The sequence below is a fragment of the Micromonospora tulbaghiae genome (assembly GCF_900091605.1).
GTDB classification, from domain to species: domain Bacteria; phylum Actinomycetota; class Actinomycetes; order Mycobacteriales; family Micromonosporaceae; genus Micromonospora; species Micromonospora tulbaghiae.
Window position 1 is genome coordinate 47,940 of record NZ_FMCQ01000006.1, and the last position, 21,230, is coordinate 69,169.

The 21,230-nt window shown below is 74.2% G+C and carries 22 protein-coding genes; 4 read left to right on the forward strand and 18 right to left on the reverse strand.

All coding sequences use genetic code 11. The features are described 5' to 3' along the window. Positions 1-372: 372 nt before the first annotated feature. Both GA0070562_RS18375 and GA0070562_RS18380 read right to left on the reverse strand, forming a co-directional pair. Positions 373-1,092, reverse strand: a complete 720-nt coding sequence (locus GA0070562_RS18375) for a hypothetical protein (RefSeq protein ID WP_225853383.1) — start codon at positions 1,090-1,092, stop codon at positions 373-375. A 5-nt stretch (positions 1,093-1,097) separates the two neighbouring features. Continuing rightward, positions 1,098-1,601 carry a SigE family RNA polymerase sigma factor gene (locus tag GA0070562_RS18380; RefSeq protein ID WP_013285212.1) on the reverse strand — a complete coding sequence of 168 codons (504 nt, stop codon included), beginning with the start codon at positions 1,599-1,601 and terminating at the stop codon, positions 1,098-1,100. A gap of 136 nt (positions 1,602-1,737) precedes the next feature. Here GA0070562_RS18380 and GA0070562_RS18385 point away from each other — a divergent pair, with 136 nt between their 5' ends. Then, positions 1,738-2,532, forward strand: coding sequence for a DUF3152 domain-containing protein (locus tag GA0070562_RS18385; RefSeq protein WP_091423481.1), 795 nt, complete (start codon positions 1,738-1,740; stop codon positions 2,530-2,532). Positions 2,533-2,694: 162 nt separating this feature from the next. On the opposite strand, the gene GA0070562_RS18390 is transcribed toward GA0070562_RS18385, so the two are convergent. The 5 genes from GA0070562_RS18390 to GA0070562_RS18410 form a co-directional block, all read right to left on the reverse strand. After that, on the reverse strand, positions 2,695-3,522 hold the full coding sequence (locus tag GA0070562_RS18390; RefSeq protein ID WP_091424495.1) for a DUF72 domain-containing protein: 828 nt from the start codon (positions 3,520-3,522) through the stop codon (positions 2,695-2,697). Positions 3,523-3,551: 29 nt separating this feature from the next. Further along, positions 3,552-4,181 (reverse strand): hypothetical protein, encoded by a 630-nt coding sequence (locus GA0070562_RS18395; RefSeq protein ID WP_091423484.1) that lies wholly within the window; start codon positions 4,179-4,181, stop codon positions 3,552-3,554. Next, on the reverse strand, positions 4,178-4,519 hold the full coding sequence (locus GA0070562_RS18400; RefSeq protein ID WP_139135468.1) for a hypothetical protein: 342 nt from the start codon (positions 4,517-4,519) through the stop codon (positions 4,178-4,180). Before GA0070562_RS18400 ends, GA0070562_RS18395 begins: the two co-directional genes overlap by 4 nt. A 94-nt stretch (positions 4,520-4,613) precedes the next feature. Next, the gene (prfH, locus tag GA0070562_RS18405) at positions 4,614-5,219 is read right to left on the reverse strand and encodes a peptide chain release factor H (protein ID WP_091423490.1); all 606 of its coding nucleotides are present in this window, start codon (positions 5,217-5,219) and stop codon (positions 4,614-4,616) included. Further along, a complete protein-coding gene (locus tag GA0070562_RS18410) occupies positions 5,216-6,364 on the reverse strand; it encodes an RNA ligase RtcB family protein (protein WP_091423493.1) in 1,149 nt (382 codons plus the stop codon). The genes prfH and GA0070562_RS18410 overlap by 4 nt, the downstream gene beginning before the upstream one ends. A 220-nt stretch (positions 6,365-6,584) precedes the next feature. Here GA0070562_RS18410 and GA0070562_RS18415 point away from each other — a divergent pair, with 220 nt between their 5' ends. Beyond that, positions 6,585-7,343 carry a peptidylprolyl isomerase gene (locus tag GA0070562_RS18415; protein WP_013474698.1) on the forward strand — a complete coding sequence of 253 codons (759 nt, stop codon included), beginning with the start codon at positions 6,585-6,587 and terminating at the stop codon, positions 7,341-7,343. Between the two features lie 70 nt (positions 7,344-7,413). Beyond that, entirely contained in the window at positions 7,414-8,391 is a 978-nt protein-coding gene (locus GA0070562_RS18420; RefSeq protein ID WP_091423497.1) for a DUF2804 domain-containing protein, read from the forward strand. A 44-nt stretch (positions 8,392-8,435) separates the two neighbouring features. Here the strand turns inward: GA0070562_RS18420 and GA0070562_RS18425 are convergent, their stop codons facing one another. The 10 genes from GA0070562_RS18425 to GA0070562_RS18470 form a co-directional block, all read right to left on the reverse strand. Beyond that, complete coding sequence (locus GA0070562_RS18425) at positions 8,436-9,809, reverse strand: glycosyl hydrolase family 18 protein (protein WP_091423500.1); 1,374 nt, start codon at positions 9,807-9,809, stop codon at positions 8,436-8,438. Between the two features lie 122 nt (positions 9,810-9,931). Continuing rightward, positions 9,932-11,032, reverse strand: a complete 1,101-nt coding sequence (locus GA0070562_RS18430) for an L-dopachrome tautomerase-related protein (RefSeq protein ID WP_091423504.1) — start codon at positions 11,030-11,032, stop codon at positions 9,932-9,934. Positions 11,033-11,117: 85 nt separating this feature from the next. After that, complete coding sequence (locus GA0070562_RS18435; protein ID WP_091423506.1) at positions 11,118-13,379, reverse strand: catalase; 2,262 nt, start codon at positions 13,377-13,379, stop codon at positions 11,118-11,120. Positions 13,380-13,471: 92 nt separating this feature from the next. After that, positions 13,472-14,134, reverse strand: a complete 663-nt coding sequence (locus GA0070562_RS18440) for a 4'-phosphopantetheinyl transferase family protein (RefSeq protein WP_091423508.1) — start codon at positions 14,132-14,134, stop codon at positions 13,472-13,474. Then, positions 14,131-14,955 (reverse strand): metallophosphoesterase family protein, encoded by an 825-nt coding sequence (locus tag GA0070562_RS18445; protein ID WP_091423512.1) that lies wholly within the window; start codon positions 14,953-14,955, stop codon positions 14,131-14,133. Before GA0070562_RS18445 ends, GA0070562_RS18440 begins: the two co-directional genes overlap by 4 nt. A 65-nt stretch (positions 14,956-15,020) precedes the next feature. Next, complete coding sequence (gene pip, locus GA0070562_RS18450) at positions 15,021-15,971, reverse strand: prolyl aminopeptidase (RefSeq protein WP_091423515.1); 951 nt, start codon at positions 15,969-15,971, stop codon at positions 15,021-15,023. A 43-nt stretch (positions 15,972-16,014) separates the two neighbouring features. Further along, positions 16,015-16,389 carry a hypothetical protein gene (locus GA0070562_RS18455; protein WP_091423520.1) on the reverse strand — a complete coding sequence of 125 codons (375 nt, stop codon included), beginning with the start codon at positions 16,387-16,389 and terminating at the stop codon, positions 16,015-16,017. Between the two features lie 124 nt (positions 16,390-16,513). Next, positions 16,514-17,983 carry a coiled-coil domain-containing protein gene (locus tag GA0070562_RS18460; RefSeq protein WP_091423523.1) on the reverse strand — a complete coding sequence of 490 codons (1,470 nt, stop codon included), beginning with the start codon at positions 17,981-17,983 and terminating at the stop codon, positions 16,514-16,516. Positions 17,984-18,119: 136 nt separating this feature from the next. Then, positions 18,120-19,082 carry an anti-sigma factor RsbA family regulatory protein gene (locus tag GA0070562_RS18465; protein WP_091423526.1) on the reverse strand — a complete coding sequence of 321 codons (963 nt, stop codon included), beginning with the start codon at positions 19,080-19,082 and terminating at the stop codon, positions 18,120-18,122. Next, a complete protein-coding gene (locus GA0070562_RS18470; RefSeq protein ID WP_091423529.1) occupies positions 19,079-19,906 on the reverse strand; it encodes an MEDS domain-containing protein in 828 nt (275 codons plus the stop codon). Before GA0070562_RS18470 ends, GA0070562_RS18465 begins: the two co-directional genes overlap by 4 nt. Before the next feature lie 146 nt (positions 19,907-20,052). Between GA0070562_RS18470 and GA0070562_RS18475 the strand changes: the two genes are divergently transcribed. Continuing rightward, positions 20,053-20,532 (forward strand): GNAT family N-acetyltransferase, encoded by a 480-nt coding sequence (locus GA0070562_RS18475; RefSeq protein WP_244255203.1) that lies wholly within the window; start codon positions 20,053-20,055, stop codon positions 20,530-20,532. A gap of 111 nt (positions 20,533-20,643) precedes the next feature. Here the strand turns inward: GA0070562_RS18475 and GA0070562_RS18480 are convergent, their stop codons facing one another. Then, the gene (locus GA0070562_RS18480) at positions 20,644-21,159 is read right to left on the reverse strand and encodes a 2'-5' RNA ligase family protein (protein ID WP_091423532.1); all 516 of its coding nucleotides are present in this window, start codon (positions 21,157-21,159) and stop codon (positions 20,644-20,646) included. Between the last annotated feature and the right edge of the window lie 71 nt (positions 21,160-21,230).

A 21,230-nucleotide genomic window follows, 5' to 3' on the forward strand; every position in this document is an offset into this window, starting at 1 on the left:
CCCCCGCCCCCACCCCCCGCCCTCCGCCCTCACCCACGCCCACTCTCCGTGATCTTGCACTTGCGGCCCTGTCGATGTCGCAGATGTCCCATCTGACCGGGCAGAAAGCGCAAGATCGCCGACGAGGGCCCGCCCCGGCCGACCGGGTCCCCGCCTCGCCCGCGGGATCCCGGGCGCTCGGGTCGTCGGGACGGGGGAGGGTGCGTGGGGCGGCTCGGGCCGGCGAACCGAGGAGTTCGGGGCGGGATCGGCCTCACGCCTTGCCCTTCCCGACGCCGGTGATCAAGGAATTTGTGTCCTCACGAGGGCCGGGTCAGTCCGCAAACTCCTTGATCACCGGGGAGAGGGGGAGGGAGAAGGGGAGAGGGTGGGCTACAGGCGGTGGCCCTGGGGGTCTCGGGCGATGATGCCGTCCAGCGGGGTTCCCGGAGTGAGCGTCTCCGGATCGAACCAGAAGATCACCACCTCGGGGTCCTCGCTCCACCTGGCCAGCTTCGCCTCGACCTGCCGGCCGTCGACTGTCCCGACGATGCGTGCCGCCGGGCCGACGAAATAGCCGAACGTCGGTATCGACGTGTCGGTGGGCACTCGCTGCTGGTCGTACCCGATCTCGTGGAACCCGGCCCGGCGGTCGCTGCCGGACACGTCGTTGACCAGGAAGTCGGAGGTCAGGTGGCCGTCCGGCGCGCGCCGCCCGGCGACCAGGCCGATCGTCACGCGCGGCAGTTCCGGCACGTCGACCGGGACCATGAAGAACACGCGCGCGTCGGCGCCGTACCGGATGCCGCTGTCCACCACCGTCCCGAGCGGCCGCAGCGGCGACTCGGTCGGGGCCGGCGCGGCGGTCGGCGTGGGTGGGGGAGTGCCGGTGGACGCGGTGGCGACCGGCTCCCCGGCCGGGAGGTCCGGCGGGCCGGGCCGCGTCGCCACGGCGTCGACCCCGACGGCCACAGCGATGGTTGCCACCGCCGCCGCGACCCCGGCGCCGATCCGCCGGCGGCGGCGCAGCCGACGTCCCCGGCGCATGATGTCCGCGATGTCCAGGCCGTCGGCCCGCTCGGTCGCCCGCATCGCGCGGCGCAGTTCGTCCATCTCGGTCACCGGCACGTCTCCTGCGGTCGAGGCGCGGACAGACCGGCGGTACGCAGCTTCTCCAGCGCCCGGGACGAGGTGCTCTTGACGGTGCCGACGGACACGTCGAGTTCGCGGGCCACCTGGGCCTCCGGCAGGTCGAAGTAGTGGCGCAGGACGACGACGGCGCGTTCGCGCGCGGTGAGCGTGCCGAGCGCGGTGACCAGCCACCGCCGCGTCGCCACCTCCTCGGCCATGTCGCCGCCGCGCCGCTCCGGGAGGTCGTCGCTCGGGTACTCGCGGATCGGCCGCCGCCAGGTGTCGACGAGGTGGTTCACCAGCACCGACCGGGCGTAGCCGTACGGGTCGCCGTTGCGGATCCGGGACCAGGACGCGTACGTGCGCACGAGCGCGGTCTGGGCGGCGTCCTCGGCGTGGTGGTGGTTGCCGGTCATGAGGAAGGCGGCGTGCGTCAGCCGCGCGGAGGACGCCCGCGCGAACTCGACGAACTCCGCGTCACCCCGGGCCATGCCGGTCCTCTGCACCTCTCACCCCGGTAGGGACGTGCGAGACGCGGAAAAGGTTGAGTCCCCGCCGGACCAACTTTCGCGACGGGTCACCCGTCCTCATCCCCGCGCCCCCGACCGGGCGCCGAGGGGAGACGAGATGACCAGGACCGTGGAGCGGACAGGCGGCGGCGCGGCGGTGATCGCGCTGGCGGTGTCGCTGGCCGGCTGCACACCGGCGGTCGCCGACCAGCCCGCAGTCGCGCTGTCCGGGCCGACCGGGCCGTCCGCCGCCGCGCCGGCCGCGTCGGCGGCGGCGCCCGCCCGGTCCCGGCCGGCGCGGATCGGCTATCCCGCCGACGGCGGCAACCGATGGCGGTTCGCCGCCGCCGAGCCGGCCACCACAAGGGGTACGGGCCGGCTGCTGCGCTACCGGGTGGCGGTGGAGCGCGACATCACGGGTCTGCCACCGGCCGATTTCGCGGCGCAGGTCACCGGCATCCTCACCGGCCCGGGTGGCTGGACGACGGACGGACGGATCGCCCTGCGTCGCGTCGGCACCGGCGGGCCCGCCGACTTCACCGTCTACCTCGCCACCCCCGGTACGCGCGACGACCTGTGCGGGGACGGGCCGGACCGGTACACGTCCTGCCGGCGCGGGGACCGGGTGGTGGTGAACGTGGCCCGCTGGGTGCGCGGCGCGCCCGCCTACGGGAGCGACATCGCCGCGTACCGCCGGTATGTGGTCAACCACGAGGTCGGCCACCGCCTGGGTCACGGGCACGAGCGCTGCCCGGGGCGGGGACGTCCGGCGCCGGTGATGCAGCAGCAGACACTCGGCCTGCACGGCTGCACCCCGAACCCGCTGCCGTTCCTGCGCGGCGAGCGGTACGCGGGCCGGTCCGGCGTGTACGACGACCGCCTGCCCCCGCCCGAGGGCGGCCGGCCGGGCTGAGGTCCGGCGCCGGGTCTGCGGGGCCGGGCTGCGCGGGCCGTCCGGCCGGGTGCGCGTGTGCCCGGCCGGGCCGGCGATCCCACCCGGCGCTCAGCCCGGCCCGCGGTGTCCACGGCCCACGCCTCGACACAGCCCGGCCGCGCCGGCGATGCCACCCGGCGCTCAGAACAGCGTGGCCGGGCCGACCGGCGCCGGCTCCGGCAGCGGCGCGAGCCCGGGCACCCGCTCGCGGACCTGGTCGTGGAAGCGACGGGCCAGCTCGGGAGCGTCCGCGTTGTCCGGCGTGTGCACGAACACGGTCGGGGAGCGGCCCTCGCGCAGCCAGCCGGTGACCACGTCCAGCCACGGCTGCCAGCCCTCGACGGTGCGGGCCGGGTCGTCCCGGCCCAGGTAGCGCACGATCGGCCGGTCGGTCAGCGCCCGGGTACGCGGGGGCAGGCGAGGCTTGCGGGTCCACGCCTCCCGCTCCGCGTCGCTCGTCGGCGGCGTCCGGAAGAACGCTGTGGTGTCGAACGGGATCCACTCCGCTCCGTGCTGGTGCAGCGTGGCCTCCAGCGCGCGTACGGCACCGGCCTCGGTGAAGAAGGCGGGATGGCGGACCTCGACGGCGTACCTGTGGGTGGCGGGCAGCGTGCGCAGGAACCGGTCCAGGTCGGGCACGTCACCGGGGCCGAACGAGCCGGGCAACTGGATCCAGAGCGCGTCCGCCCGGGGACCGAGCGGCTCCATCGCGTGCAGGAACGCCCGCAGTTCCGCCTCGCCGCCGGTGAGCCGGCGCTCGTGCGTGACCACCTTCGGCAGCTTCGGCAGGAAACGGAAACCCGGATCGGTCTGCTCGGCCCAGGACGCCACCGTCTCCCGGGCCGGGGTCGCGTAGAACGTGGTGTTGCCCTCCACGGCGTCGCACCACCCCGCGTACGCGCGCAGCCGCTCGTGCGCGGGCAGCGGGTGCGGCAGGAAGCGGCCGGACCAGGACTTGTGCGTCCACATCGCACAGCCCACGTACAGGCGCAGCCCGGTCACCGGTAGGGCCAACTCGTCGAGCCGCCGCGCAGCGCCGCCTCCCGGTTCCACTTCCGGGTGAGGTACAGCGCGAGGCAGCCGAGCCCGGCGAGCACCGGGGCGAGCAGCATGAGCAGCAGTCCGGCGCCGAGCCGGAACGTGTCGCTCTGGATGCCCTTGGCGGTGGTCAGCGCGAACGCCTCCGCACCGGCGCCGGTGCAGCTCACGAAGTCGGTCTCCATCCAGCCGGTGCCCTCGGTGGCCAGCACCGGAGTGAACTGCCGTGCGTCGCCGCGGTCGCGCATCACCGCCGCGGTCCCCTCGGGCCGGGCCCCGGTCAGCTCCCTGGACCGCTGCTCGCCGGTGGAGTAGACCCGGCTCTTCGCGGTGCACCGGACGGTGGCGGGATCGACTGTGGCGGGGGTGGCGAGGATCAGGATGTTGCCGGGGCGTACGCCGGTGTCCCGCACCTTGATCTCGGCGCCGGGGGCGAACTCGGCGGCGGCGGAGAAGGTCGACGCGGCCGCGAACGGACCCGTCTGGGTGAGCAGGGCGAGGCCGAGGAACCCGGCCAGCAGGAACCCGCCCCAGCCGACGAAGATCCACATCGCGACCACGGCGCGGAAACGCTGCACGAGCGGGTTCACCGGACGCGGTCCATGTCGCAGGCGCCGTCGGCGACCTGTCCGGGGTCGGCGGAGTACACGCTGCGCTTGGCGTCCGGCACGGACAGCTGCACGCAGAGCGCGGACGCGTCGTTGTCGGTGACGAACGTGACGACGCCGACGCCGTCGTAGTCCCCGACCGACAGATCGCTCACGCCCCGGGGGAACTGCCCGGTCTCCTGCTTGACGGACACGGCCTCGCGCATCGCGTCGCGGAGGTAGGTCTCGGGATCGGTGCCGGCATCCCCGCCGCCGCAGGAGGCGAGCGAGAGGACCCCCGTCGCCAGCGCCGCCATCAGACCGGTCCTTCTCCGTCGCATCCGTCCTCCTCGCGCGCCACGTCGGCGGGCCGGGGCCGCCCGTCCGCCGCGCCCACGGTAGCCGGACCGGTCAGCGACGACGGATCGGGCCGCGTCAGGGCCGCTCCACCCGTACCGGGTCGCCGCGCACCAGCTCGTCGTGGATCCGCCAGCGGGCGTCGACACCCGCGCGCCGGGCCGCCTCGTCGTCGGCGGCGATCCGCTGCCGCAGCAGCTCGACCGCGATACGGCGGTTGAGGTGCAGGTGCCGTTCGGTGTCGACCACCACGGTCCGCCCCGACGGGCGGTGCGTGGCACGGACGGCGGTGCTGGCCTTGTTGCGGTGCTGGCCGCCCGGCCCGCCGGTGCGGCACGGCACGAACTCGACGTCGGCCTCGTCGAACGGCGTGACCAGCACGTCGGTCCGGCACGTCCTCGCGGTGACGTACCAGTTCTTCCGTCCGTGGCCCGTCCGGTACGGGCTGGGCGCCTGCCAGCAGAGCGTGCCGGTCCACCCGGCCGCGAAGCCCTCCGCCCCGGCGCCGGTGATCCGGACCAGCACCGACCGGTAGGTGCCCGCCCGGTCGCCGGCCACCGTCTCGACCCGGTCGGTACGCAGACCCCGCCGGGTCGCCTCGCCCTCCAGGCGGGACAGCAGCCGGGCCAGTGCCCACGCGCACTCGGCAGGTCCGCGCCCGGCGGACAGCAGCAGCTCGGTCACCGGCGGCCCTTCCGGCGCTCGTCGCGGCGGCCCACGTCCGGCGTCTTGTACGTGACCAGCGGAATCGTGGTCGTGACCGGAGTGGCGAGGTCGTGTGCCACCAGGTCGCCGATCACCTGCTCGATGCGCTTGTACGCGGTGGGCGCCTCCTCGAACAGCAACTGCCGGTCGCCGCACACCACTATCGAGCCGACCGGCGTACGCCGCAGCTCCTGGACGGTGTGCTTGGCCCGCCCTCGGCGCAGCGCGTCGGCGCGGGACATCTTGCGCCCGGCGCCGTGCGCCACCGAGTAGCCGGCGTCCGGGCCGGCGTGCGCCGCCACCAGGTAGGAGGGCGTACCACGGGTGCCGGCGATCAGCACGTCCCGGCCGTCGCCCGGCGCCGCGCCCTTGCGGTGCAGGTAGCGTCCGTCGCGGACCTCGACCAGGTTGTGGCACTGGTCGACGACCGGCTCGGCCGGTTCGGCGCCGAGCGCGTACGCGACCCGCGCGGCCAGCAGCCGCCGGTTGAGCGAACCCCACCGTACGGCGGCGTCGTGCCGGGCCAGGTAGGCGTCCGGGTCGGGCGCGGGACCGGCGCCGTGCGCCTCGGTGTGCTCGCGCAGGATCCGTTCGCCCAGCCCGCGCGAGCCGGAGTGCACGACGAGCACCAGGTCGCCGGCGGCCAGCCCGAGCCGCGCGGCGTGCTCCGCCGCGAGGACCGGCCCGACGCGGGCCAGCTCGACGAAGTGATTGCCGCGCCCGACCGTGCCGAGCCCGTCGAGGTGGCCGTCAGGGATGTCGCCGTCCAGCACCGACCAGGCCGGGTCGTCGGCGTCCGGGTCGAGCGCCCGGTCCAGGTCGGGGAACCGGGCCGCGAGCCGTTCGGGTACGACCCGGCGCAGCGCGATCGGGAACACCGCGATGCCGCACCCGATGTCGGAGCCGACCAGGAACGGGTAGAGCACCGTCGAGGACATCGCGGCGCCGATCGGCGCGCCCTTGCCGGGGTGCAGGTCCGGCATGGCGGCGACGTGTGCCATGCCGTCCAGGGCGGCGACCTGGCGGCACTGGTCGAGCGCGGCCGACTCGATCCAGCTGCCGGGGGAGGAGAAGACGGAGACGGTGGCGGGCACGACGGCCCGCCCGGAGGGGTACGCGGACACAGACGCTCGTTTCTGCGGAAAGAGAGGCGGGGAACGGCAGGCGGCGAGGGCCTGCGGGCTGGGTGCGATCCGTCAGAACGTCATGCGGCTCAGCCTCCCGGAGGTGGCCCCGGCCGGCAACCGACTTTCCCGCCGACCCGCCCCGCGTTCGCGTCGACATCGTCGCACCCGGTCCATAGACTCCGGTCGTTCTGGTACCACGAGTCCAGGGAGGACCACCGTGTCGAGCGAAACCCGAACGCACGCCGCCTTACCCCTGCTGGCCCGCCTCGCCGGGGTGAGCGTCGCCGCCGCGACGATCGTCGCCGCCGCAGGTGTCGCCGCGACGGCGGCACCGGCTGCCGATCCCGCGCCGACCAAGGGGCCGTGCGCGTACACGCCCACGCCGGACGAGCCGGCCGCCCGTCCGGTGCCGCTGCCGCCGGACCCGCGCCGGACGCCGGACCGGGGCACCGTGCGGGTCACGCTGCGCACCAACCAGGGACCGATCGGGCTGACGCTGGACCGCGAGCAGGCGCCGTGCACGGTGCAGAGCTTCCTGCACCTGGTCCGCAAGCGCTTCTACGACCGGACGCCCTGCCACCGGCTCACCGCGTACCCGACGCTGACGGTCCTCCAGTGCGGCGACCCGTCCGGCACCGGCGAGGGCGGCCCGGGCTACCGCTACCGCGACGAGCTGCCCACCGACCTGCCGCCCGCGCCGACCGACCCGACCGGCGTACGCCGCCTGTACGCGCGCGGCACCCTCGCCATGGCCAACGCCGGCCCGGACACCAACGGCAGCCAGTTCTTCCTGGTCCAGGCCGACTCGGCGCTGCGCCCGAACTACACCGTCTTCGGCCAGGTCGACGCGGCCGGGCTGGCCACGCTGGACCGGATCTCGGCCGGCGGCATCGCGCCCACCCCGGAGGACCCGGCCCCGGTCGACGGCGCGCCGGCGGTGCCGGTGGAGATCTGCCGCGCCAAGCAGGGACGCTGACGCGACGGCCCGGCGGGACGGCCGCCCAGGCCGCCCGCCGGGCCGTCGCCGTCGTCGGTAGCCTGCGGCGATGACGCATGAGCGGGAGATCACCGAGCCGGTCGACCTGTGCCGGCCGGACGGGCGGCTGAACCCGGACGCGGTCGGCTGGAGCCGCCGGCCACTGCACCGGTCGAACCTGCGCGGCTGGGGCCGGGCCAAGCGGTGGGAGCACTGGGGCGTGGTCACGCCGACGCACATCCTCGGCCTGGTCGCGTCGTCGCTGGACTACGCCGGGGTGCAGAGCCTCTACCTGCTCGACCGGCGTACCGGCCGGGAGACGACGGCGGAGGCGGTGGTGCCGTTCGCCCGGGGCACTGTGCTGCCGCCGGTCAGCGGCTCCGGTGCGGTCCGCGCCCGGGGCGGGAACCTCACCGTCGCGGTGGACCAGGGCCCGGACGGCAGTACGCTGCGGGCCGCCGCACCCGGCGTCGAGGTGGACCTGACCGTGCCGCTGCCGCCGGGGCACGAGTCGCTCGGCGTGGTGGTGCCGTGGAGCACCCGCCGGTTCCAGTACACGGTCAAGGACATCGGCCGGCCGGTGCACGGCACGCTCACGGTGGACGGCACGGCGCACCCGGTGGGGGAGGGGTCGTACGCGGCGCTCGACCACGGCCGGGGCAAGTGGCGGTACGCGGTGCGGTGGAACTGGGCGGCCGGCAGCGGGCCGGGCCGGTCGATCCAGCTCGGCGGCAAGTGGACCGACGGCACCGGCTCGACCGAGAACGCGGTGTTCGTCGACGGGCGGCTGCACAAGATCGGCGCGGACCTGACCTGGGAGTACGACCGCGCCGACTGGCTGCGGCCGTGGCGGATCACCGGCGACCGGGTGGACGTGGCGTTCCACCCGTTCCACGAGCGGGTGGCGCGGACCAATCTGGTGGTCCTGGCCGGGGAGACGCACCAGTGCTTCGGGCACTTCACCGGCTGGGCGGCGACCGACGACGGCGAGCGGGTGGATCTGGACGGCCTGGTCGGCTGGGCCGAGGAGGCCCGCAACCGCTGGTGAGGCCGGTCCCCGCCGGGCCGGGCGGCCCGGCGGGGAAGCCGCGGTCAGGCCGGCAGCCGCCAGACCTGGTTGGCGCCGCCGAAGCAGTCCCAGATCTGCAACCGGGTGCCGTTGGCGGAGCTGTTGCCGGTGGCGTCCAGGCACCGGCCCGACGCCGGGTTGCGCAGCGTGCCGTTGCTCTGCGCCTGCCACACCTGGGCGCCGGTGCCGTTGCAGTCCCAGAGCTGGATCGTGGTGCCGTTCGCGGTGCCGGCGCTCGTCACGTCCAGGCACTTGCCCAGCGCGCGCAGCGTGCCGTCGCCGCCGACGGTCCAGCTCTGCGCGGCGGTGCCGTTGCAGCCGTAGAGCTGGATCGCGGTGCCGTTCGCGGTGCTCGCGGCCGCCACGTCCACGCAGGCGCCGCCGATGCCGGTGATCGGCCCGGTACGCCCGGACGGAGGCGGCGTGCCACCGCCGGTGACGGTGTCGTAGATCGCGCTGACCAGCGACGTCGAACCGGTGGTGTCCTGCGACAGCTCCCAGTTCATCATCCCGCCGGCGTTCGCCATGGCCCACTGGGTCTTGCGCTTGACGGTCGGTACGCCGTTGTAGCACTGCTGCGCGCCGCCCACAGTGGTGCAGTCCCGGTTGGCGTTCGCCGGGTCCATGCCGACCAGCGTCGAGTAGGTGTAGTAGCCGGGTCGGCTGTAGAAGGGCACGCCGAGCACCGCCTTGGCGGCGGGCAGGCCGCGTGACTTCCACCTGTTGATGCTGGCGATCGACCAGTCGTAGTTGGCGTGCGGGCTGCCGCCGTCGTACGCCATGATGTTCAGCCAGTCCACCGAGCCGAAGACGGCTGTGGGCACCCCGTCGACGTAGTAGCCCTCGGAGACCACGGCGGCGGTGAGCAGCTTGCCCCGGCTGTGCAGGGCGCTGCCGAGTTGCTGCATGAGGAGCGTGTAGTTGTTCGCCGAGGCGCCCGGGTCGGGGTACTCCCAGTCCATGTCCACGCCGTCGAGGTTGTACTGGCTGACGAACGCGATCAGGTTGTTGACGAACGCGCTGCGCGAGCCGGAGTTGGCGGCGAGCGCCTCGAACGCGGAGTCGTCGCCGTCGTTCCAGCCGCCCACGGCGATGGAGACCTTGACGTTGTCGGCGTGCCCGAGCGACACGAGCGAGGAGAGCTTGGACGGGTTGTCCACCGGGCGCAGGCTGCCGTCGCCGTTGGGGAGCACGAACGCGTAGTTGATGTGGGTGAGCTTGCCGTACTGGATGGTGTTGACGTTGCCGCTCCAGGACGGCATGTAGCCGACGCTCTTGAAGTTGTTCGGCAGCACCGCCGCCTCGGCGGCGGTCGGGGTGAGGGTGAGCGTCGCGGCGGTGGTGGCCAGCGCGAGCGCTCCGGCGGCCAGGCGCCGCCGGAGGTGAGGTCTGGGCATCGAGGGCCTTCCCGGGGGACGGGGGCGGATGGGGGTCTTCCTCGAGGTGGCCCAAATATTAAAGAGTATTAACTAAGCCGTCAACGACGCACTTCGATACGTGACGCGTCGTGCGCCCTCGGTCAGCGCAGCAGCACCGGCCCGGCGCCGATCGGCACCCGGAACAGCGCGTACGGCTTGCGCCGCAGATCCCGTCCGCCCTGGTAGGTCGCCTGCCGGTGCAACTGGTTCGCGGTGACGTAGAGGTGGCCGTCGACGGCGACCGACATGGTGTCCGGCCAGAGCAGGCGCGGATCGTGCGCCACTGTCTCGAACTCGCCGTCCGGGCGGCGTCGCAGCACCGCGTCGTGCTCGTACGCGGTCAGGTAGAGCGCACCGGAGTCGTCGGTCTCCAGACCGTCGGAGCCGGTGCCCTTGTCACCCTCGTCCACCACCGTGGCGGCGACCTGGTCGTCGCCGAGTGACCGGTCGGCGAGCGCGTCGGTGGCCACGCTGTACCAGCGGCGCGAGGCGAGCGGGCAGTAGTAGAGCCGGGCGCCGTCGGCGGAGATCGCGATGCCGTCCGCGCCCATCGACACCGGCTTCGCCGGCCCGTCGGCCGGGCGTTGCAGGAACGGGCGCCCCTCCACCACCGGCCGGAACGACGACAGCGGTTCGGCCTTGGTGGACGGGTGCTCGTGCAGCCGGCGCCAGGACTCCCCGGTGGCGAGGTCCACCACGACGAGACCGTTCGGACCGGAGTCGGAGGAGTCGGTGATGTAGGCCAGGCCCGCCTCGCCGCGGCGCAGGTCGAACCGGACGTCGTTGAGGTACGTCGTGGGCAGCGCCACGTCGGCCGGGAAGGTGATCACCTGTCCGACGGAGTCGGTGTCCAGGTCGACGCGGACCAGCTTCGGCCCGCCCGGCTTCGTGGGCTGGAACATCGGGCTGCCGGTGTCGAGCACCCAGAGGCGGTCGGACGGGTCGACCACGATGCTCTGCACCGAGACGAACGCGCCCGCGTCGTCGTCGCCGGACGGGTCGTTCCAGTCCGCGTCCGGGAACGGGACCTCACGGCCGTCGCGCAGCTCCACGACGGTGGCCGGCACCTCGTCGCCCCACTTGGGGAAGTTCACGAAGATCCGGCCGGTGTGCGACACGCTCACCCCGGTCGGCATCGCCCCGGTGAAGGTGTGCACCAGCTCCAGCTCGCCGACCGGTTCGCCGGCCACAGGCCCGTTCATCCACTGCTCGTTCCCGGGCGGGGCCACGGCAAACGTGGGCGTGGGGCGGTCCCGGATCCGGGACCGCCCCACGCACGGAACGAGATCAGGCGACCGAGGCCGGGAACCTCTCCCAGACCCGGTGCGCCGCCATCAGCCGCTGTACCTCGGTGAGCACCTCGGCACCGGAGCCACCGGTCACCACACCGGGCGTGCCGGTGACACCGGCCTGGTGCAGCACCTCGGCGCCCGCGCCCCAGGCGCCGATCACCTTGGCGTGCCGCCACGCCTCCTCGACCAGCAGCAGCACCCGCGGGTCGACGGTGGGGGAGCCCGGCGCGCCGGCCTTGGCGTCGCGGGCCGGCAGCGCGTCCGGCGCCGGGGCCGGCGAGCCCGCCAGCAGCACCGCGTCGAACTCGACCGAGCGGCCGGTGGCGAACGTGCGCTGCACCGGCAGCCCGTCGACGGTGCCGCCGTGCGCGGCGATCAGCAGCGGCACCATGCCGGCGGCGAACACCGCCCGGCGTACCTCGTGCACGTCGCCCATGTCGCCCTGGGCGTCGACCACGATGCCGACCATCCGGCCGTCGGCCGGCCACTCCCGGCCCACCTGGGACAGCGCCGGGCTGGGCTGCACCTCCGCCGGCGGCACCGTGGGCCGGGGCACGGGCAGGCCCAGGCCGATCGCGACCTGCTCGCACAGCACCGGGTCGACGTTGGCCAGGCACTGGAGCTGCCGCTCCTTGATCGCCTGGTGGTAGCACTTGCCCAGCTCGAACGTGTACGCCCGGATGATGTGCTCCTTCTCCACCGGCGACATGCTCTGCCAGAACAGGCGTACCTGGCTGTAGTGGTCGTCGAAGGAAGCCGGCGAGGCGCGCACCTTCGGCGCCTCGGCCACCGTCACCGGCGTGTCCACGAAGGCGTGCTCCCGGTCGCCGGCCGGGAACGGGTTGCCGCCGTCGAGCGAGTTCGGCCGGTACGGCGCCACGCCCGCGTGGACCGCGTGCTGGTGGAAGCCGTCACGGAACATGTCGTTGACGTCGGCGTGCGGCCGGTTGATCGGGATCTGGGTGAAGTTCGGCCCGCCGAGGCGGGTGAGCTGCGTGTCCACGTACGAGAAGAGGCGGCCCTGCAACAGCGGGTCGTTGGTGACGTCGATGCCCGGCGGCAGGTGCCCGACGTGGAACGCCACCTGCTCGGTCTCGGCGAAGAAGTTGCGCGGCGTCTTGTTCAGGGTGAGCTTGCCGATCGGCTGCACCGGCGCCAGTTCCTCCGGCACGATCTTCGTCGGGTCGAGCAGGTCGATCCCGGCGAACGTCTCCTCCGGCGTGTCCGGGAAGACCTGGATGCCCAGCTCCCACTCCGGGAACGCGCCGGCCTCGATCGCGTCGTACAGGTCGCGACGGTGGTAGTCCGGGTCGATGCCGCCGATGAGCTGCGCCTCCTCCCAGGTGAGGGAGTGCACGCCCAGCTTCGGCTTCCAGTGGAACTTGACCAGCACCGTCGCGCCGGCCTCGTCGACCAGGCGGAACGTGTGCACGCCGAAGCCCTCCATGGTCCGGTAGGACCGCGGGATGCCCCGGTCGGACATGTTCCACATAGTGTGGTGCTGTGCCTCGGTGTGCAGGGAGACGAAGTCCCAGAACGTGTCGTGGGCGCTCTGCGCCTGCGGGATCTCCCGGTCCGGGTGCGGCTTGCCGGCGTGGATGACGTCCGGGAACTTGATCGCGTCCTGGATGAAGAAGACCGGGATGTTGTTGGCGACCAGGTCGAACGTGCCCTCGTCGGTGTAGAACTTGGTGGCGAAGCCGCGGGTGTCGCGGACCGTGTCCGCCGAGCCGCGCGAGCCCAGCACGGTGGAGAAGCGGACGAAGACCGGCGTCTCGCGTCCCTTCTTCAGGAACCCGGCCCGGGTCACCTCCTCGGCGGTGCCGTACGCGACGAACGTGCCGTGCGCGCCCGCGCCCCGGGCGTGCACCACCCGCTCCGGGATCCGCTCGTGGTCGAAGTGGGTGATCTTCTCCCGCAGGTGGTGGTCCTGCAGCAGGACCGGGCCGCGCGGACCGGCCTTCAGCGAGTGGTCGGTGTCGCGCAGCCGGGCCCCGTTGGCGGTGGTGAGGTACGCGCCCTGCTGCCCCTTGGCGATCTTCGGCACGCCGGTCTCGGCGCCGGTCGGGGTCCGGGTGTCCGGCGCGCCCTGCTCGTCCTTGGGCGGCAGCGGCCCGTGCGGCGTGGTCGGCTCCTCCAGTGGTGGCGGTGCGCTGCCGGGTGCGCCCGGCACGTCCGGAGTCAGCGCGTCGCCGACCTTCTCCACGGCGGCTTCGACGACACCCTTGACGATCTGGGTGGGCTTGCTGGATTCCATCAGGACGTGTCCTCCTACAGCGAAATGTCCAGGCCCCTTCGGCCCTACCCCAGGTCGGGGCGGGCAAACCGGAACAATCGCGGTATCGCCGGTCAGGGTCGGTGCGGCACGGCCACGGCGGTGAGCAGCAGCCCGCCGGCGACCAGCCAGCGGCCGTCCAGGACGTCCAGCGGCGGGCCGCCGTCGGTGCGGGTGCCGTCGACCAGGATCCGGGCGGTGAACCGGCCGGACCGGTCGAACGTCAACTCCGCCTCCTCGAACCCGAGCCAGCGTCCGGTCAGCGGGTACCACGCCTTGTAGACCGACTCCTTGGCGCTGAACAGCAGCCGGTCCCAGTGCGTCGCCGGGTCGACGGCACGCAGCGCGGCCAGCCGCTCCGGCTCGCCGGCGGTGAGAACCACGCCCGCCACCCCGTCGGGCAGCGGCTCGTGCGGCTCCGCGTCGATGCCCAGCCCGGCCAGCGTCCCGGCCCGGGCCAACGCCGCCGCCCGGTAGCCGGTGCAGTGCGTGATGCTGCCCACCACGCCGGCCGGCCAGACCGGCTCCCGCCGGGGACCGGGACGGATCGGCGCCGGGGCGTACCCGAGGCGGGCCAGCGCCTCCCGCGCGCAGCGGCGGGCCGTGACGAACTCCTGGCGGCGGCCCGCGACGGCGCGCGCCACCAGGTCCTCCTCGCCCGGGTACGGCGCCTCGTCCGGCACGTCGGCGAACGCCTCGACGGCCAGCGCCCCGGCCGGCAGCAGCGCCCCGATCATCCGAGGATCCGCTTCATCGGCGCCGGCTCACCGCCGCGGCGTCGCCACTCGCGCGGGTAACCCAGCGACACCTCCTCGAACCGCACCCCGTCGTAGTGGGTGGTGCGCGGGATGTGCAGGTGGCCGTAGACCGCGACGGCGGCGCGGTGGCGCACGTGCCAGTCGGCGGTGCGGTCGGTGCCGCACCACTGCGCGAACTCCGGGAACCAGAGCACCTCGGTGGGCTGGCGTACCAGCGGCCAGTGGCTGGCCAGCACGGTGGGCAGCGCCGGGTCGGTGGCCTCCAGGCGCAGCCGCGTCTGCTCCAGCCGGGCCGCGCACCAGGACTCCCGGTCCGGGTACGGGTCGGGGTGCAGCAGCATCTCGTCGGTGCACACCACGCCGGCGTCGTACGCCGCGCGCAGCGACTCCTCCTTCGTCGTGGTGCCGGGTGCCCGGAACGAGTAGTCGTAGAGCAGGAACAGCGGCGCGACGGTGACCGGCCCGCCCGCGCCCCGCCACACCGGATAGTCGTCCTCCGGGGTCAGCACGCCCAGCTCACGGCACATCGCCACCAGTGCGTCGTAGCGGGCCACCCCGCGCAACGTCACCGGGTCGTTGGGATGGGTCCACAGCTCGTGGTTGCCCGGCGCCCACACCACACGTGCGAACCGGTCGCGCAGCAGCCGCAGCGTCCGTTCGATGTCGGCGAAGACCTCGCCGACGTCGCCGGCCACGATCAGCCAGTCGTCCGCCGTCTCCGGCCGCAGGCCGTCCACCACCGCGCGGTTCTCCGCGTACGACACGTGGAGGTCACTTACCGCGTACAGCGCACCCGTCACCCGGCCGATCCTGCCAGCGACGGTCGCCGATGACCAGGCGCGGACCGGTGGGGGTCCGGCGCCGGTCAGCCGACCCTCGCGGTCACCTCGTCCAGGGCGCGCAGCACCTCCCGGGTCACGCCCGGCTCGGCGGCGGAGTGCCCGGCGTCCGGCACGATCCGCAGCGTCGCCTCCGGCCACCGGCGGGCCAGGTCGTACGCGGACACCGGCGGGCAGCACAGGTCGTAGCGGCCGTTGACGATCACGGCGGGCAGGTGCCGGATCCGGTCCACGCCGTCGAGCAACTGGCCCTCGGTGAGGAAGCCGCCGTGCACCGCGTAGTGCGACAGGATCCGGGCCACAGGCAGCGCCTGGTCGTCGGCGGTGAAGTGGGCGAGCAGCTCCGGGTCGGGCCGCAGCGACGAGTTGACCGCCTCCCACCGCCCCCAGGCCCGCGCGTACTCCCGGGCCTGCGCCTCGTCCGGGCCGTGCAGCCGCCTGTGGTACGCGGCCAGCACGTCGTCGCGCTCGTCGGGCGGGACCGGCGCGACGAACCGCTCCCACTCCTCGGGCTGGAGGTGGCGCAGTCCGCCCTGGTAGAACCAGTTCCGCTCACTGCGCCGCAGCAGCAGCACGCCGCGCAGGACCAGGCCGGTCACCCGCTCCGGGTGCGTCTGGGCGTACGCCAGGCCGAGCGTGGTGCCCCACGAGCCGCCGAACACCAGCCAGGAGCCGATGCCCAGCCGCTGCCGGATGGTCTCCACGTCGGCCACCAGATGCCAGGTGGTGTTGGCGCGCACCTCGCCGTGCGGGGTGCTGCGCCCGGCACCACGCTGGTCGAACAGCACGGCCCGATGGCGCGCGGGGTCGAAGAACCGGCGGGCCGCCGGCACCAGGCCGCCGCCGGGCCCGCCGTGCAGGAACACCACGGGCACGCCGTCCGGCCGGCCGACCTCCTCGACGTAGAGGACGTGGCCGTCACCGACCGGGATCCGGTGGGTGGCGTACGGCTCGACGGGCGGGTGCAGGCCGTTCATGCCCGGTCATTCTGCCCGCTCCGGGCACGCCGGGTGGTCCCGGTCAGCAGGCGACGTTGCCGCCGAGGTTGTCCAGCAGCGCGTCGGCGACCCAGCCGGAGACGCCGGTGGTGACGTCCCGCAGGTACGTCCACGTGTAGGTGGTGTGGCCGTTGGCGCTGACCCGGTCGCCGCTGGCGAAGCAGTGGAAGTCGACAGTGTGACTGAGCTGCCCGTAGCCCAGCGAGGCGCAGGTGGTGTGCGGGCCGGTACGGATGTTGACGTTCGTGGCGTTGAACAGCTGGCCGAACTTGCCGTCCACGTTGGAGTGCGAGTGGCTGCACCCGGCGCTCGCCGGTCCGGCCGTACCGGCCACCACGGCGCCCGCCGCGGCGACGGTCAGGACGACGGCGGCGCCGATCGAGGAAATCTTCCGCATACCCGTCAACCCCCGAATAAGGATCGAGACGCACCAGCAGATCGATCCAAATATTTGCATATAGCAAGGTCGATGGGCAAGATGCGACGCCGCCGGCCCGGCCCGGACCGGCGGCGCCGGTCGCTCAGGCGGTAGCCGGCACGCCGTTGTCCGTACCCGTGGTCTCCGCCTCGGGCACCCCGCGCGGGGCCGGCGTGCGAACAGCGAACGCGTCGAAGCTCGGCCCGTCCAGCCGCTCGACGATCGGCTCCACCGCGGGCGGCTCCGACCGGTCCGGCTCGATCGCGTCCGGCTCAATCCGCCCGTCCACGGCCCGGGGCGTCACCTCGGCCGGGACGGTGATCGGAGGGCGCACCGCCACCTGCGGATACTCGGCGGTCTCCCCGCCGCCCGCCGCGGCCGCCATGACCGCCGCCGCGGCCAGGTCGGCGACCCGCTTGGCCTCCCGCTGCACCCGGGCCCGGGTGTCCTTGGCGTGCTGCTCGGCCAGGTCCGCCGCGCGCCGCGCCTCGTCGAGCCGCTTGCTCTCCGTGGTCAGCTCCCGGCGTACGCCGACCAGCCGCTCCTCCAGCTCCGCGCCGGTCCGCTCGATGGTGTCGATCTCCCGGCGGGTGTCCTCCAGCTGCCGGGAGACCGTCTCCAGCTCCGCCTTGAGCCCGGTCAGCGTCTCCTGCCGCTGCTGGATCTCCCGCTGCACGCCGGCGAGCTGCTCCTGGTGCGCCGCCGTCTCCTCGTCGGCCCGCTCCCGGACCTCGGTGGCGTACTGCTGCGCCTCGGCGACCAGAGCGGCGATGTCCTTCTCGGCGGCGGCGGCCCGATCGGCCAGCTCCTGCTCCGCGGCGGCCCGCCGCTCGTCCAGTTCCTTGGCCATCGTGGCCTGCCACTGGGCCAGCTCCTGCTGGGCCTTGCTGCGGTTGGCCTGGACCTCCTGCTGGATCTGCGTCCGCGCCGCCTTCACCAGCGCCTCGGACGCCGAGCGCGCCTGCTCGACCTGCTGCGCGCTCTGCTCGCTGATCCGCTTCGCCTCCTGCTGGGCCCGGTCGTGCACGGCCTGGCCCTCGACGCGCAGCTTCTCCGCCAGCTCCCGCACCGCGGTCAGCTCCGCCTGCGCGGCGGCCCGCCGCTCCTCGTCCACCCGCTCCTGCTCGGCCCGGCGGGCGGACAGCTCCTCGTCCAGCTCACGCCGCTCCCGCGCGGCCTGCTCCTGCGCCGCCGCGAGCAGCTTCTCCGCCTGCCCCTGGACGTCCTCCGCGCGCCGGTTGGCCAGGTCGGTGATCTGGCCGGCCTGCTTCTCGGCCAGGTCCAGGATCTGGTCGACCATCGGGCCGAGGTCGCGGAAGGACGCCCGGTCCACCGCCGTCGGACGGTCGCGCAGCTCCACCGCCTCGGCCTGCGCCCGCTGCACCTGCGCGGTCAGGTCACGCACCTGCGCGTACGCCCGGTCCCGCGCGGCGGTCAGCGCACCGACCTCGGCGTCGACCTGCTCGACGTACCGGTCCACCTGACGTTTGTCGTAGCCGCGCAACGCCGGATCGAACCGCGGTCGCGCGGACAGGTCGTCGTGGGATGCGAACGGCTCGGCACCGTTGGACATGCGCCATCCTCCGTCGGTTCGCCAGCGCCAGGCCGGCGGATGACCGCCCCGCAGGGCACGATGAGGCGCTACGGTACCGCGTCCGCGCGCGGGGCTCGCCCCGCCCCGCCCCGCTGCCCGCCGACCGGCGGCGCGGTCAGACCGGGAAGTGCGGGTTGCCCGCCGTCAGGCGGATGGTGAAGCCGCCCGCGTCCCGGTGGTACGTCACGTGGTCGCAACTCTGGTGGCTGATCCACAGGCCCAGCCCGCCTTCGGAACCGTCGCCCGCCGGCAGCAGCCCGGCGTACGGGTCCTTGGGGCCGCTGCCCCGGTCGTGGACGGTCACCACGATCCGGTCCGGCGCGCGCCACAGCCGCAGGGACACCGGCGGCTCACCGTGGCGCAGCGCGTTGCTCACCACCTCGCTGACGGCGATGACCAGGCCGTCGAGGCCGTCCGGCGTCAGCAGGCCGCGGTCGGCGGCGCGTACCTCCGCGCGGGCGCGGGCCGGCGTCGGGTCGGTCAGCTCGACGAGCGGCGCGGTCCGCTGCACCGGGTCCGCCGGCGCCGGCCGGAGCTCGGTCAGGTAGCTCGTCGGCTCGGTGTAGAGACCCGCCGCCTCGTGCCCGCCGTCCGGCCGCGCCACCAGCGGATGGGTACGCGCCACGTCGGCGAGCACGTGCGCGGGCGTGTCCCGGCGGTCGTAGGCGCAGATGCCCCAGAGCGGGAAGTCGTCGTAGGCGTGGTTGATCGCCGACTCGTAGCGCGCCCACCAGTCCCAGGTCGCGCCGAGCAGCACCGGTGGCAGTTCGCCGACCACCCGGATCTGCGCCGCTCCCGCCGCCACGTACGAGGCCAGCAGCTCCCGATAGACGCGCAGCGCGACACTGGGCCGGCCGTAGAGGTCGCCGACCGGCAGGAACGTGACCTCGGCGCCCGGCGGCAGCGCCCGGCGCACCAGCTCGGCGTTGCGCTCGTCCAGGTTCACCGCCGTCGGCTCGCCGGCCGCGACCCCGTCCAGCAGGAACGGCAGCGCCACCGCCAGCAGCTCCTCGTCGGAGTCGTAGACGAACGCCTCGTGGAAGTAGCCCACGTGGCCGGAGGCCGCGCCGCTCCTCATCGGACGACCTCCACCCGTACCTCGGACAGACCGAGCAGGTCGACCAGCCGGGCCGGGGCGCGGCTCGGCGTGCGCAGCACCGCGACGGCGTCGTGCCGGCGGGCGTGGTCCCGCAGGTGCAACAGGCTGCGGTGGTCGACGAAACGCAGCTCGGCGGCGTCGAACACGAGCCGGCCCGCCACCGGGCGCGGGTCGGCCCGCTCCAGCGCGGCGGCGAAGTCCCGGTGGTTGGACGGGTCCAGCTCGCCGGCCAGCGCCACCACCGAGTCGCCGCCGCCGGCGTGCAGCCGGAACAGCACGTCGGCGTTGGTCTCCGGGTGGAGGCAGGCCAGCTCGGCGATCGCCGCGTCGTCCAGTTGCCGGCGGTCGTAGGCGCAGACCGCCGACATCGGCCGGTGCCGCATCCAGTGGTCGATGCGGTGCTCGTAGCGGGCGAAGGCGTCCCGCTGGGCGGTCGTGCGGACCAGGCTGGTCGCCTCGGCCAGCACCCGCAGGCCGGTGTGCCCGGCGGTCAGCGCCTCGGTGGTGGCCCGCACGTACGCCCGGACCTGCCGCTCCGGGTCGACGACCTCGCCGTGCCGGTACGCCTCGCCGACGGGAACCAGCCGGAGCGCGTCCCGCCGGCGTGCGGCGTCGATCCCGGGGACCGAGGCCAGCCAGCCGGTGACCGTGGCGCGATCCTCCGGACAGACCACCCAGACCTGCTCACCGGCGGCCAGACCGGCGGTTACCTGCGCGACCGCCAGCGCGCGCAGCGTGGCCGGGTCGTCGTAGGCGAGGCAGCCATGGGTGTAGCCCGGGTGCGTCACGCTCCCGCTGGTCACCGGCTCCGCCCCATGGGCCCAGTCTATGCCCAGCCCAGCGAGGGGCCGCGCCAGGCCATGGCCGCCCGGCGACGGGTCACCCGGGGCCGGGCCGGCGGTGCGAAACCCGATCGCGGCCATGCCGGCTCCGCGCGCACCCTGGACCGATGTCGATCACCGTACGAGAACTGCGTGTTCCGGACTGGCCGGCGCTCTGGCCGATGTTGGCGGACATGGGCGTCGGCGACGACCCGCCGGAAGCCCACCGGCTCCGGTTCGCCGCGCTGCTGGCTGATCCCCGCTGGGCGCTGCTCGGCGCTAGCGACGCGGGCGGGTTGATCGGGTACGCCGCCGCCCAGGACCACGGGCCGCACCTGCGTTCCGGCGACGCGCACCGCACCGTACGCCTGCACGACCTGTACGTCCGGGCGGACCGCCGCCGGGACGGGGTGGGCCGTTCGTTGTTCACCGCGGTCCACCGCTGGGCCGGCGGGCGGGCCCGGCACCTGGAGTGGCAGGCCCACCACGAGCGGGCGGCGCCGTTCTACGAGCGGCTCGGCCATCGGGGTGACCCGTGCCCCGCAGCCGGACTACCCGACCTTCCTGCTCGAGCTCACCCGCACCGACCCCGCCTCCCCCTGACGTGACCGGCTCACTGCCCCTCATGATCGACACCGGTTCGGGGAGGTGGCGGCATCGGCGGGGGTCTGATGTCACCGTTTCCCCGACCTGGTGTCGATCATGGGGTGGGAAGGGTGTCAGGGGAGGGGGTGGGAGATGTCGCGGGCGTGGTCGGCCACCGCCGCGCCGACCACCGTCGCGGTCAGCGGCAGCACCTCCAGGCACCGGCGTACCGCCGCGCCCATCAGCGGGTTCGGCACCCGCATCGACAGCGTGCAGTGCGGCACCCAGCGGCCCGGCCGGTAGTGCTCCACCACCTCGACGCCGGCCCGCGCCAGCCGCTCGTGCACCCCGGCGTGGTGCGCCAGCAGCTCGGACGTCGGCGCCGGCCCCAGCCAGAGCACCCGCCCGAGGAACTGCCCGGCGTGCTGGAACTCCAGCCGCAGCGGCGCGGCCACCACGGTTCCGGCGAGCGCCTCGGCGACGCGGTGCGGGTCCAGGCGGGGCGCGACCGCCAGCGAGACGTGCGGGCGGTGCCGCTGCGCCAGCAGGGACCGCATGCTCGGCACCCCGTCGGACTCCAGCAGTTCCCACAGCACCCGGATCCGCCGGGTGGCGTCGGTGTCCAGATACAGCTCCAGCGCCGCGACCACGCGATCACCCTAGATGTGCGGCCCCGCGGCGAGGTTTGCCGGGCACGCTGGGCGGTACTGCCCGAGTGAAC